Here is a 12,977-nt window from a genome sequence, read left to right on the forward strand (position 1 = left end):
CTTCCGGACGAGGTGGGTGGCACACGCGATGCGCCGCCATCTCCGGGGATACCCCGGGGCACGAAGACCGACCTGGAACGAGCGCCGCAGGCGCCTCCCTGCGCTCCGCGCAGCTCAGCGCCCGCACTGAAGGACGAGTCGTCCGGGAGTCATTCCACGTTCCGCGCCCGTGTGGGCTGGTCGTGAAAGAGACGACCGTGAGCGCGGCGGCGCTCGTACTCGCGAGGCACCCCCATCCGTCGGTTCCGGCGCTTGCGACCGCGCTCGGCCACGCGTTCCTCGCCGCCGACCAGTGGACGGCGCGCGAGCTCATCGCATCGGCCGCGCGAACGCTTGGCGCGAGGCACCGCTGGGTCGGGCCGCTCGTCGCCGAGGTGCTCGCCGCCTACCATCGGCCCCCGATCGACGCACCGCGCGAGCTCGCCTCGATGATCGAGGCCGCGGAGGCCTTCCGGGCGGCGGTGGCGCGGGCCGAGCAGCGCCGCGCGCCCATCCGGATCGCCCATTACGCGGTCGAGCCGGGCACCGCGCGCCCGATGCCGGCCGGTGTGCCGCGCATCAACGGACACGGGGCGCTCGCCGAGCTGCTGGGCCTGTCGCCGGGGGAGCTCGACTGGTTCGCCGACACGGCGCTGTGGAACCGGCGCGGCACGTCCGAACGGTTGCAGCACTACCGCTACGAGTGGCGCCAGAGGGAGGGGAGGGTGCCGCGGCTGCTGGAGGTTCCGCAGCGCCGCCTCAAGGGGGTGCAGCGCAGCGTTCTCGCGAGCATCCTCGGCCCGATCCCCGCGCACGATGCCGCGCACGGGTTCGTGCCCGGCCGCAGCGCAGTGTCGGGGGCCGCCCTGCACACGGGCAATGACGTGCTGATCGCCCTCGACCTGTCGACCTTCTTCGCCCGGGTGCCCGCCCGCCGTATCTTCGGAACCCTCCGGCAGGCGGGGCTGCCGGAGGCGGTCGCGCACACCGTCAGCGGGCTCTGCACTCACGCGGTGCCGCCGCGCGTCATCGCGGCGATGCCGCGAGGCGGCACCGCGGAAGACCGCTTCGCGCTGCGCCGGGCGCTCGCCACACCTCACCTGCCCCAGGGTGCTCCGACGTCGCCGGCGCTCGCGAACCTCGCCATTCACCGGCTCGACGCCCGCCTGTCCGGTTGGGCGGATGCTGCGGGCGCGACCTACACCCGCTACGCCGACGACCTGGCGTTCAGCGGCGGTCCGCCGCTGGCCCGGCGGGCGGATGCCTTCGTGCGCGGTGTGACGAGGATCGTCGAGGCCGAGGGCCACAGCCTCAACCGGCTCAAGACGCGCGTGCGCGCGTCCAGCGTGCGCCAGGTCGTCACGGGAATCGTCGTCAACGATCGCACCAACCTGCCCAGGGCGGAGTTCGACCGGCTCAAGGCCGTTCTGCACAACTGCGTTATGCATGGCCCACACTCGCAGAATCGCGCCGGCCATTCCGACTTCCGGGCACACCTCCTCGGCCGCATCTCGTGGGTCGAGGCCCTCAACCCTGGTCGCGGCCCGCGCCTGCGCGAGGAACTGGAACGCATCCGGTGGTGATCGGGTGCGGGGGCCAGAGGCAAGCGTGCCTTCGTTATTCAGGAGTTGGCTGGCGATGTGTGCTGGGTGGCCAACTGGCGACCTTTCAGAATTCAGGAGGGCACCCGCGGTTTGCCACCTAACACCCCCGGTGAGCTACGGCCGACGCCTGTCGGATGCCCCTATTTGCGGGGAACGGATGCGGAGGAGACAAGGTTCCCTCGAACCGAATGCATCCGGCGGCTCCTACCGCACCGGCAACTCCTGAATGATGAAAGCCAGCTGACCGGTCTCGGTCGCCCAGACTCCTGAATGACGAAAGCAGCAGTGGCCAGCACCGCCGCGCAGTGGCGCACCGGGTGCGTGCCACGAGCCTCAACCGTGCAGCATCCGCCAGACCCGGTCCCGCGACATCGGAAGCTCCACCGGACGTACCCCGATCGCATCCCGCACCGCGTTCGCGAGCGCGGGCGCGACGGGGTTGTACGGCGCCTCGCTCATCGACTTGGCCCCGATCGGGCCGTGCGCGTCGACGGTGTCGGCGAAGTACACCTCGGTGTGCGGCACATCGGCGAACTGCGGCAGGTGGTAGTTGCGGATCTCCGGGTTGAGCACGCGCCCCTCGCCATCGAGCCGCATCTCCTCGTAGAGCACGGTGCCGATCGCCTGTGCGGTGCCGCCCTCGACCTGGCCGCGCAGCTGCTCCGGGTTGATGACGACGCCGGCATCCGCCGCCTGGATCGACTGCAGAATGCGCACCTCGCCGGTCGCGGTGTCGACCGCGACCCGGAACGCGTGCACGTTGAACGCGACCGAGCGCGGAGTGCCGTCGTCGCTGCCGGTCGCCGTCCAGTCGGATGCCGCTGTCACCGCGAGCAGATCGGCGAAGGTCACGAGGCGGTCGCCGACCGTGACGCCGCGCTCGCTCAGCTCCGCGGTAGCACCGCCCGCGCCGACGAGTGCCGCCGCCCCCTCGAGCAGCCGCGCACGCAGTGCCCCGGCGGCCACGAGGATCGCCTTGCCCGCCACGACGGTGCCCGCCGAGCCGAACGCGCCCGTGTCGTGCGCCACGATGTCGGTGTCGGACTGGCGCATCGCGATCCGCTCGACGCGCGTGTTCATTGCGCTCGCCAGAAGCTGCGTGTGCGCGGTCGTCGTGCCGCTGCCGAAGTCGGCGGTGCCGACCCCGACCGAGTAGGTGCCGCAGGCATCCACCGACAGGGTCACGTCGGCGAAGTGCCCGCGCGGCGGCAGGGTCGCGATCATCGCGACACCCATGCCGGTGCCGACCCGCCAGCCGTCGCCGGCCGGCGGCAGCACGCCGTTGCCGCGCGCGAGGGCCGCCTCGGCGAGGTCGAGGCACTGGTCCAGGCCGTAGCTGCCGTAGAGCAGGTCGGTCTCCTCGTCCGGATCGGTGACGACCATCGGGTCGCCCGGCACGATCACGTTGCGGCGGTGGAACTCGAACGGGTCGATGCCCAGGTCGCGGGCGAGTTCGTCCATCGCGGACTCGACGGCGAAGATGATCTGGCCGAGGCCATAGCCGCGGAATGCGCCCGACGGCAGGTTGTTCGTGTAGACCGAGCGGGCGTCGACGCGTTTGTTGGCGCAGCGGTAGATGCTGAGCGATTCGTTGCAGCCGTGGAACATGACGCCGGGGCCGTGGTTGCCGTAGGCGCCCGTGTCGGCCAGAACGTCGACGTCGATCGCCGTCAGTACTCCCTCGGCATCCGCCGCCACGGCCACTCGGATGCGCATCGGATGCCGGGTCGGCGCGATCGTGAACTCGTCGGTACGGCTGAACTCATACTGCACCGGGCGGCCGGTCTTCTGCATCGCGAGCAGCACGATGTCCTCGGTGAGCAGCTCCTGCTTGCCGCCGAAGCCGCCGCCGACGCGCGCGGTGATGACCCGCAGCTGCGAGCGGTGCAGCCCGAAGATGTGGCAGAGCTCGTCGCGCACCAGGTACGGCACCTGCGAGCTCGTGCGCAGCACAATGCGGCCGAGCTCGTCGAACCAGCCGCGCGTTGCGTGCGTCTCGAGCGCCACGTGGGTCACCCGCTGGGTGCGCCAGGTGCCGCGCACGACGGCGTGGCCGGCCGTCAGCGCCCCAGCGACGTCGCCCATCTCGCCGTGCAGCTCGGCGACGAGGTTCGCCGCCGGGTCGGCGAGCCCCGACTCCGCCCCCTTCTCGCCGTGCAGAAGCGGCGTTCCGGGCGCGGTCGCAAGCTCGGGGTCGAAGTTCGCCGGCAGCTGCTCGTAGTCGATCAAGATGAGGCGGCAGGCGGCCTCGGCAATCGCGAGGGTGTCGGCGACGACCGCGGCGACCCGCTGGCCGCGAAACCGCACGACCGTGTCGAGCACGCGCGTGTCGTCGGGGTCGTCGGTGCGGTTCTGGTGCCGCCCGGTCGAGAACAGCATGTCGGGGGAGTCGAGGTGGGTCAACACCGCGTGCACCCCGGAGAGGGCGGATGCCGCGGCCGTGTCGATCGACCGGATGCGCGCGTGCGGGTGCGGGCTCCCGAGCACGCTGAGGTGCAGCAGGCCAGGGGTGGCAAGGTCGAGCGTGAACGGCTCGAGGCCGCGCACGATCCGCTCCCCGGCCGGGGCGGGCACCGACTTGCCGATCGAGGTGCCCGCCAGCGGCCGCTCGACGTTGGCGCGGCCGCAGAGGGCGTCGCCGATCGCGCGGTAGCCCGTGCAGCGGCACAGGTTGCCCTTCATCAGCCGGGGCAGGTCGCCGCTCGCCTCGTCGGACAGCTGCTCCGCGGTGAACGTCGACGCTGTGACGACCATGCCGGGGGTGCAGAAGCCGCACTGGAACGCGGCGCCGTCGACGAAAGCCTGTTGCACCGGATGCAGGTGCCCGGCCTCGCCGTGCGCCGGTGCGCCCGGGTCGTCGGCGGTCGTGCCGCCCTCGGCGAGCCCGTCGGCGGTGGTGACGCTGCGGCCCTCGATGCGCGCGGCCGGGTAGATGCAGGAGTGCATCGGCACCCCGTCGACGAGCACCGAGCAGGCGCCGCAGTCGCCGGCGTCGCAGCCCTTCTTGACCTCGAAGTGCTCCTGGTCGCGCAGCAGCGACCTCAGGCTCTGCCCGGCGGCCGGAGTCGTCTCCACCGGTACCCCGTTGACCTCGAACCTCATGCGGTGACCGCCAATTCTGTGCGAAGCTGCTCGGCCAGGTGCGCGCTCATGGCCCGGCGCCAGTCGGGAGCCCCGTGGGCGTCGTCATACCAGTTGTCGATGCCGTGCACCCGGGTCGCGAGCTCGCCGGCGGTCGGCAGCGCGTCGAAGCTCAGCTGCACGGGCCGGTCGGTGCCGCCGGAGACCGTCACGGCGAAGCCGCCATCGGTGTCGAGCCGGGCGATCACGACCGTGCCGGAGCGGCCAAGGGGGGAGAGGGCGATCTTGCGGAATCCGGTGCGGGAGGTGAGGGTGCGCGTCGGGATCTCGATCGAGCGCAGCACCTCACCCGGCTGAAGCACCGTCGACTCGACCCCCGTCACGAAGTCGAGCACGCGTACGCGCCGGTCGCGTCCGTCCGGCATCCAGATCAGAGCCTCGGCGTCGAGCGCGGCGCCGAGCGAGGTCATCGGCCCGGCGGGGAGGGCGAGGCAGATGTTGCCGCCGACCGTGGCGGCGTGCCAGATCTTGAAGGAGCCGAGCAGCGCCGTGCAGCACTGCCGGAGGAGGGGCACGGCGGCCCAGGCTGGGGCGGACGCGGAGAGCTCGAACCGGCTCAGCTCGGTGAACGTGCAGGTCGCTGCGATCGAGAGCCCGGATTCGGTGACCTCGATCGAAGCCCAGCCCATGGTGGTGAGGTCGACGAGCCCGATGAGGTGGTTCTGCGGTTCGGAGAAGAGCCACGAGCCGCCGCCGAGGATCGCCTCGCCGGGTGCCAGGGCGAGGTCGGCGCGCTCGCGCGCCTGGCGGATCGCCGCGACGGTGTTTAGATCCACGCGACTCCTTCTGCCAGCATCCGGAACGCGGGTGAATCCGGCTCGGGTTCATGGCGTTGCTTAAGCGATAGTAAATCCCTGCTCTGTGTCGCTGATGTAAACGGCCCGGCGACACCCGAGGGCGGCGCGAGATTCCCGGCTGGTCCAGCAAACGTCCGGCCAACATTCGGGGGAGCGCCGTTATAGTTGCGCCTATGGAAATCCTGATTGTTGTCGGCATCATTGTGCTCATTGCCGTCATCGCCGGCATCTACCTGTGGTCGACCTACAACTCCCTCGTCACCCTCAATGTGCGTGTCGACGAGGCGTGGAGCGACATCACCGTTCAGCTCAAGCGCCGGGCAGACCTGCTGCCCAACCTCATCGAGGCGGTCAAGGGCTACGCGGCACACGAGAAGGGTGTCTTCGAGGCGGTCACCAAGGCGAGAGCCGAGACCCTCCAGGCACAGGGACCGGCGGATGCCTCCGCAGCCGAGAACCACATGCAGTCCGCGCTCAAGAGCATCTTCGCCGTCGCCGAGGCCTATCCGCAGCTGCAGGCCAGCCAAAACTTCCTTCACCTGCAGGGCGAGCTCGTCGACACCGAGGACAAGATCCAGGCCTCGCGCCGGTTCTACAACGGCGGCGTGCGCGAGTTGAACACCAAGATCAAGCAGTTCCCGAACACCCTCTTCGTGCGCAGCCTCGGATTCACCGAGCGCGACTTCTTCGAGGTCGCCAACCCCGCCGCGATCGCGGAACCGCCGCGCGTGCAGTTCTGACCGGCGAGTAGTCGAAAGGTCCGATGTACAGGGCAATCGCCGCCAACAAGCGGAACACAATTTTCATCATTGCGCTCTTTCTGGTGCTCATTGGCGCGCTCGGGCTCGTCGCGAACTTCATGTACAGCCCGAGTGGCTCGTACTCGATCTTCATCGGCACCGTCGTCGGTGCGCTCATCTACGTGGTCATCCAGTACTTCGCCTCGAGCGGCCAGGCCGTCGCGCTGAGCGGGGCGAAGCAGATCGAGAAGCGTGACAACCCGAGGCTGTACCGCACAGTCGAGAATCTCGCGATCACGACCGGGATGCCGATGCCGAAGGTCTACATCATCGACGATCCCGCCCCCAACGCCTTCGCGGCCGGGCGCGACCCCAAGCACGCGGTCGTCGCAGCGACCACGGGGCTGCTCGACCTGATGGACGATTCCGAGCTCGAGGGCGTCATGGCGCACGAGATGGGGCACGTGCAGAACTACGACATCCGGGTCACGACGATCGTCTTCGGCCTCGTCGTCGCGGTCGGCTTCCTCGCCGACATTCTGTTGCGGATGAGCTTCTTCTCCCGCGGCGGGCGTAACAACGGCAATGTGATCTTCCTCGTGCTCGGGCTCGCCGCGATGATCGTTGCGCCTATCGTCGCGACGGCCGTGCAAGCAGCCGTATCGCGCCAGCGGGAGTACCTCGCGGATGCGACCGGTGCCCTGACCACCCGCCATCCGGATGCCCTCGCGAGCGCCCTCGAGAAGCTTGGCGCTTACGGGCGGCCGATGCAGAAGCAGAATTCGACGATGGCGCACATGTGGATCGCCGACCCCACCAAGCCCGGCATCATCGACCGCATGTTCAGCACGCACCCGCCGATCGCCGATCGCGCGAAGCGCCTGCGCGAGAGCGGCCTGCGCTTCTAAACACAGGCGACACAAGTGGACGGCTCGTGAGGGTGTGGACGCTCACTTCCCGCGAGTTGCCCACGTATGTCGTGTTCTGGCTCTCTAAGGCCGCAGAAGTGGGCGACTCGTGGGATCGCGGGGATGGGGCCGCGCTCTTTCCCGCGAGTTGCCCGAAAGTGTCGGTTTCGAGGCCGCTGAGGCGGCACAAGTGGGCGACTCGCGGGGGTGTGGCCGCTCACTTCCCGCGAGTTGCCCACCTATGTCGTGTCCTAGCACTCTGAGGCCGCAGAAGTGGGCGACTCGTGGGATCGCGGGGATGGGGCCGCGCTCTTTCCCGCGAGTTGCCCGAAAGTGTCGGTTTCGAGGCCGCTGAGGCGGCACAAGTGGGCGACTCGCGGGGTTGTGGCCGTTCTCTTCCCGCGAGTTGCCCCATTGTGTCGTGTCAGGGCCCACTCAAGGGGCATAAGTGGGCGACTCGCGGTGGTGTGACCCTCAGGAGAGCGCCACCCCGAGTTCTGCCGCGAGGCCCGGGGAGAGAGTGCCGCGGCCGACGACCTCGATTCGCTCGAGTCCCTGCCACGACGCCGCATCGCGCAACACAGGCACGAGCCGCGCCGCCGTCTCGGCAGGCGCGCCAGGTTCCGACCAGGCCGACTGCACCCGCAGCACGCGGTTCTGCCGATCGCTCTTCAGGTCGATGCGCCCGACCAGAGCGTCGTCGAGCAGGATCGGCAGCGAGTAATAGCCGAAGGTGCGCCGCGCCGCGGGGGTGTAGATCTCGATGCGGTAGCGGAAGCCGAACATCCGCTCGGCGCGCGGGCGGTCCCAGACGACCGGATCGAACGGAGAGAGCATCGCGACCGTGTCGATCCGCCGCGGACCGCGCGCATCGCGGTGCAGCCACGCGGGCTGCTTCCACTGGCGAACGGCGACCCTCGAGACCACTCCGGCATCCTCGAGCTCATGGAGGGCCGTGACCGACTCTGCCCGGCCGAGTCGGAAGTAGTCGGCGAGATCGGCTGCCGTGCCGATGCCGTGGGCGGATGCCGCGCGGGCCAGGAGCTCGCGGTGGGCCTCCTCCCGCGACACTGTGCGCCCGAGCACTTCACCAGACAGAATCTGCTCCGGCAGCGCGTAGATGCGCTCGAACCGGGTTCGACCCGCGCTCACGAGATCGCCCCAGCGGAACATCGCCTCGAGCCCGGTCTTGACGTCGGACCAGCCCCACCACGGGCCCGATCTCTTGTTGAGGTCGTGCTCGACGGCGCTCGCCGGGAGCGGGCCCTTCTCGGCGAGTTCCTCCCTGAGCCACTGGATCATCGGCCGGTTGGCGTGGGCCCAGTGTGCGGCATCCGTCTCGGCACGGTCTCGGAAGCGCTGCATGCGCCAGCGCAGCAGCGGCCACGTGTCGACGGGGATGATGGCCGCTTCGTGCGCCCAATACTCGATATAACGACCGCCGCGGGCGAAGGTGAGACGGTCGAGTGCAGCCTTGTCGTAGGCGCCGAGCCGGGCAAACAGGGGCAGGTAGTGGCTGCGCTCGAAGACATTGACCGAGTCGAGCTGCAGCAGCCCGAGCCGCCCGATCGCGAGGTTGAGTTGCCGGATGCCCGGTGCCGCCACGGTCGTCCGACCGAAGCCCTGCGCGGCGAGCGCGATCCGGCGCGCCCGGGCGGGAGAGATGTCGTCGGCCACGAACCGAGCTTAACCATCGTCGCCGACTTCCAAATCATCACGAACCATTGTCCAATCGTTAAGCAGGAGGGGTGCCACTCACCTGTCGAGCGTGAGTATGCTCCGAAAAGGTCCCCGGTATCCCATCTGCCCACAACACAGCGTGGGCGGCACGCCGGGCCAATTCAGGAGGAAGCCTTGTTCAGAAAGAGAAACCTCGCAGGCCTCGCGGCAATCGCCGCAGTCGCGATCACGCTTTCCGGCTGTGCCGGGACGGATTCCGGCACAGACGGCGCCGACGACGGCGGCGTCGACGCCGCCACCGCGACGAGCGCGGAAGACTTCGGCGGACTCGACGCCCTCGTCGAAGCAGCTCAGGAGGAGGGCGAGCTCAACGTCATCGCGCTCCCCGAGAACTGGGCCAACTACGGACTGATCATCGCCGCGTTCGAGGAGAAGTACGGCATCACCGTGAACTCCGCCGACCCCGATGTCTCCAGCGCCGAGGAGATCACGGCCGCCGACAACCTCGCCGGCCAGGACACCGCCCCCGACGTCTTCGACCTCGGCACCGCTGTCGCACTCGACAGCCTCGACTACTTCGCGCCCTACCAGGTCGCCAACTGGGCCGAGATCCCCGACGAGAACAAGGAGTCGACCGGCCTCTGGGTCAACGACTACACCGGCAGCATGTCGATCGGGTTCAACTCCAACGAAGTCGACGAGCCGACGTCGCTCGACGACCTGCTCGGTGAGGGCTACAAGGGCAAGGTCGCCATCAACGGCGACCCGACCCAGGCCGGTGCGGCCTTCGCGGCCGTCGGCCTCGCGGCAGCGCAGCGCGGCGGATCGCTCGACGACTTCCAGCCCGGCATCGACTTCTTCTCGGAGCTCAACGCGGCGGGCAACTTCCTGCCGCTCGACCCCACGGAAGCGACAATCGCGTCGGGTGAAACCCCCGTCGTCTTCGACTGGAGCTACAACAACCTCGCCGTCGCCTCGACGGTTGACGGTTGGGAGGTCACGACGCTTCCCGGCGTCGCGTACACCAGCTACTACAACCAGGCCATCAACGCCGACGCGCCCCACCCGGCCGCCGCGCGGCTGTGGCAGGAGTTCATCTTCAGCCCCGAGGCGCAGAACCTGTACCTCGCCGCCGGCGCCTACCCCGTGACGCTCGTCGCGATGGTCGACGCGGGAACGGTCGATCAGGGTGCCCTCGACGCAGTCGGCGAGCTGCCCGAGGATCTCGTCACGCCGACGACCGAGCAGAGTGAAGCAGCGGCTGCACTGCTGGCCGAGAAGTGGGCCGCGGCCATTGGCTAGAGCCACCACCCTCGGCGGCAGCGCGGCATGACTGTCGCTAATGCGCCGAAAATCCTGAGTGGCGACGCCGAGGCCTCCGGGCCCCGGCGTCGCCCGTCGGGTGTCCGCCGCCGACGCGGTGTCACCAAGTACCTCGGTCTCGTTCCGTTCGCGCTGTACGTGCTGCTGTTCCTCGCGGTACCGACGATCATTGCGTTAGGCACGGGCTTCTTCGATGGTGATGGCGCCTTCACCCTCGACAACGTCAGCGCCCTCACCGACCCGGTCATCCTCGCCACCTTCGCGAGCTCGTTCTGGGTCTCGGCCATCACCGCGGTCGTCGGCTCGGTGCTCGGGGCGCTCGTCTGCTACGCGATGCTCGGCACGAAGCCAGACGGTCCGCTCCGTTCGTTCGTGAGCTCGGCCAGCAGTGTGCTGGCCCAGTTCGGCGGCGTCATGCTCGCCTTCGCATTTATCGCGACGATCGGCATCCAGGGCCTCGTGACGATCCTGCTCAAGGACACCCTCGGATTCGACATCTTCGCGAACGGCGTGTGGCTCTATCAGGTGCCGGGGCTGCTGCTGCCATACATCTACTTCCAGGTGCCGCTCATGGTCATCACGTTCATGCCGGCGCTCGAGGGGCTCAAGCCGCAGTGGGCCGAGGCCGCCGCCACGCTCGGCGGATCCCGCTGGACCTATTGGACCCGCATCGCCGGGCCGGTGCTCGCGCCGTCGTTCCTCGGCAGCCTCCTGCTGCTGTTCGCGAACGCCTTCTCGTCCTACGCGACAGCCGCGGCGCTCATCAGCCAGGGCGCGCAAATCGTGCCGCTGCAGATCCGTGCGGCGCTCATCAGCGAGACGGTTCTCGGCAGGTCCAACCTCGCCGGTGCCCTTGCGCTCGGCATGATCATCGTCATGGTGGTCGTCATGACGGCCTACTCGTTCCTGCAGGCGCGCACGGCGAGGTGGCAGCAGTGACCTCCAACGCGGTGCGTATCGGATCGGAGCCGGGAAGGCTGGCCCGCCGCACAATCCTGACGGTCGTGGGCCTCATATTCGCGATCCCGATCATCTCGATGATGGAGTTCACCTTCCGCGACGGCCTCGGCGGAGGCTACACGCTCGAGCATTGGGTGGCGCTGTTCGACCCCGAGCAGAACAGCAAGTACCGGCAGCTGTTCCAAGCGGTGCAAAACTCGTTCGTGCTCGCCGTCGTCACCGTCACGATCATCCTGTTCGTGCTGCTGCCCACGATGATCCTCGTGCAACTTCAGTTTCCGAAGCTCCGTCGGGTGCTCGAGTTCATCTGCATCATCCCGATCACCGTGCCGGCGATCGTGCTCGTCGTCGGCCTCGCGCCGGTGTACTCCATCGTCGTGAGGGTGTTCGGGAGCTCAGTCTGGACCCTCGCGTTCGCCTACGGCATCACGGTGCTGCCCTATGCCTACCGCGCGATCCAGGCGAGCATCTCCTCGGTCGACATGATCACGCTGTCCGAGGCTGCGCGGTCGCTCGGCGCCAGCTGGCTCAACGTGCTCTGGCGTGTGCTGCTTCCGAATCTGCGCCGCGGCATCCTCGCGGCCTCCCTCATCTCGGTCGCGGTCGTGTTGGGGGAGTACACGATCGCCTCGCTGCTCAACCGCCAGAACCTGCAGACGGCGCTTGTGCAGGTATCGAAGTCCGACCCCTACGCCGCGGTGATCTTCGCGCTGATGGCACTCGCCTTCGTCTTCCTCCTCCTTCTACTCATCGGTCGAGTCGGCTCGACCAGACCAGGCCGGAAAACCACATGAGCGACACCACCCAGCAAACTCCGGGAGCAACAGTCGAGTTCGTCGACGTCATCAAGGACTTCGCGGGCCAGCGGGCCCTGAGCGGAGTGAACCTGTCGGTCGCACCGGGGGAGTTCGTCGCCCTGCTCGGACCCTCCGGATGCGGTAAAACGACGGCACTGCGGGCGCTGTCCGGCCTCGAGCTCGTCGACGGCGGCAGCATCCTCATCGACGGCGTCGACGTGGTCAACGTGCCCGTGAACAAGCGCGACATGGGAATGGTGTTCCAGTCCTATTCGCTCTTCCCGCACCTGACGACGATCGAGAACGTCGAATTCGGGCTCCGGATGCGCAAGGTCGCCGCGAGCGAGCGCCGCCGGCGGGCCTCGGAGACGCTCGAACTCGTCGGTCTGAGCCACCTCGAGGGCCGCTACGCACACCAGCTTTCCGGTGGCCAGCAACAGCGCGTCGCTCTCGCCCGCGCCCTCGTCACGCGCCCGAGGGTGCTGCTGCTCGACGAGCCGCTCTCCGCCCTCGATGCCAAGGTGCGAGTGCAGCTGCGCGATGAGATCAGGCACATCCAGACCGATCTCGGAATCACAACGCTGTTCGTGACGCACGACCAAGAGGAGGCCCTCGCCGTCGCCGACCGTGTCGCGGTCATGCGCGACGGCAATATCGAGCAGATCGGAACGCCGGAGGAGCTCTACATGTCTCCGGCGAACGCCTTCGTCGCCGACTTCGTCGGACTGAGCAACCACGTCGACGCCGAGCATGTCGGCGGCACCGTCACTGTGCTCGGCACGCGGCTTCCGCTGCTGGGGGAGCGGCAGCCCGACGGTCCGGTGACGGCGCTCATCCGCCCTGAGGACGTCGAGTTCGCGGTCGAGGGCATCCCGGCGACTGTGGTCGCGTCGAGTTTTCTCGGTTCGCTGCGGCGAACGCAGGTGCGGGTGGCTGACGGCCTCATCCTGTCGATCCAACACGAGGTGGGGGCCCATCCTGCGCCGGGGGACCCCGTGCACATCACGCTGAGAGGGCGCCCCGTCTCGGCGAGTCCACGCGTTTAGAA

General features: G+C 68.7%; 10 protein-coding genes. 7 read left to right on the forward strand and 3 right to left on the reverse strand.

The features are described from left to right. The first annotated feature begins 182 nt into the window (after positions 1-182). A complete protein-coding gene (locus BHD05_RS06570) occupies positions 183-1,562 on the forward strand; it encodes a reverse transcriptase family protein (RefSeq protein WP_202614308.1) in 1,380 nt (459 codons plus the stop codon). A gap of 354 nt (positions 1,563-1,916) precedes the next feature. On the opposite strand, the gene BHD05_RS06575 is transcribed toward BHD05_RS06570, so the two are convergent. Together BHD05_RS06575 and BHD05_RS06580 are read right to left on the reverse strand one after the other, a co-directional pair. Continuing rightward, positions 1,917-4,685, reverse strand: a complete 2,769-nt coding sequence (locus BHD05_RS06575; RefSeq protein WP_161885717.1) for a molybdopterin-dependent oxidoreductase — start codon at positions 4,683-4,685, stop codon at positions 1,917-1,919. Next, the gene (locus BHD05_RS06580) at positions 4,682-5,500 is read right to left on the reverse strand and encodes an FAD binding domain-containing protein (RefSeq protein WP_161885718.1); all 819 of its coding nucleotides are present in this window, start codon (positions 5,498-5,500) and stop codon (positions 4,682-4,684) included. The genes BHD05_RS06575 and BHD05_RS06580 overlap by 4 nt, the downstream gene beginning before the upstream one ends. 194 nt (positions 5,501-5,694) lie before the next feature. On the opposite strand from BHD05_RS06580, the gene BHD05_RS06585 reads away from it, so the two are divergent. Together BHD05_RS06585 and BHD05_RS06590 are read left to right on the forward strand one after the other, a co-directional pair. Beyond that, entirely contained in the window at positions 5,695-6,261 is a 567-nt protein-coding gene (locus BHD05_RS06585; RefSeq protein ID WP_161885719.1) for a LemA family protein, read from the forward strand. Between the two features lie 23 nt (positions 6,262-6,284). Then, positions 6,285-7,169: a M48 family metalloprotease gene (locus tag BHD05_RS06590; protein ID WP_161885720.1), complete on the forward strand. Its 885-nt coding sequence runs from the start codon at positions 6,285-6,287 to the stop codon at positions 7,167-7,169. 474 nt (positions 7,170-7,643) lie between these two features. Here the strand turns inward: BHD05_RS06590 and BHD05_RS06595 are convergent, their stop codons facing one another. Beyond that, entirely contained in the window at positions 7,644-8,846 is a 1,203-nt protein-coding gene (locus tag BHD05_RS06595; protein ID WP_161885721.1) for a winged helix-turn-helix domain-containing protein, read from the reverse strand. A 177-nt stretch (positions 8,847-9,023) separates the two neighbouring features. Between BHD05_RS06595 and BHD05_RS06600 the strand changes: the two genes are divergently transcribed. From BHD05_RS06600 to BHD05_RS06615, 4 genes are read left to right on the forward strand one after another with little or no spacing between them, the layout of a single operon-like run. Further along, the gene (locus BHD05_RS06600; RefSeq protein ID WP_161885722.1) at positions 9,024-10,151 is read left to right on the forward strand and encodes an ABC transporter substrate-binding protein; all 1,128 of its coding nucleotides are present in this window, start codon (positions 9,024-9,026) and stop codon (positions 10,149-10,151) included. A 27-nt stretch (positions 10,152-10,178) separates the two neighbouring features. Further along, positions 10,179-11,111 (forward strand): ABC transporter permease, encoded by a 933-nt coding sequence (locus tag BHD05_RS06605; protein WP_161885723.1) that lies wholly within the window; start codon positions 10,179-10,181, stop codon positions 11,109-11,111. Beyond that, positions 11,108-11,926, forward strand: a complete 819-nt coding sequence (locus BHD05_RS06610; RefSeq protein ID WP_236966687.1) for an ABC transporter permease — start codon at positions 11,108-11,110, stop codon at positions 11,924-11,926. Before BHD05_RS06605 ends, BHD05_RS06610 begins: the two co-directional genes overlap by 4 nt. Beyond that, positions 11,923-12,975 carry an ABC transporter ATP-binding protein gene (locus tag BHD05_RS06615; protein WP_161885724.1) on the forward strand — a complete coding sequence of 351 codons (1,053 nt, stop codon included), beginning with the start codon at positions 11,923-11,925 and terminating at the stop codon, positions 12,973-12,975. The genes BHD05_RS06610 and BHD05_RS06615 overlap by 4 nt, the downstream gene beginning before the upstream one ends. Positions 12,976-12,977: the final 2 nt, after the last annotated feature.

The sequence above is a fragment of the Marisediminicola antarctica genome, assembly GCF_009930795.1.
In the GTDB taxonomy this organism is placed as follows: domain Bacteria; phylum Actinomycetota; class Actinomycetes; order Actinomycetales; family Microbacteriaceae; genus Marisediminicola; species Marisediminicola antarctica.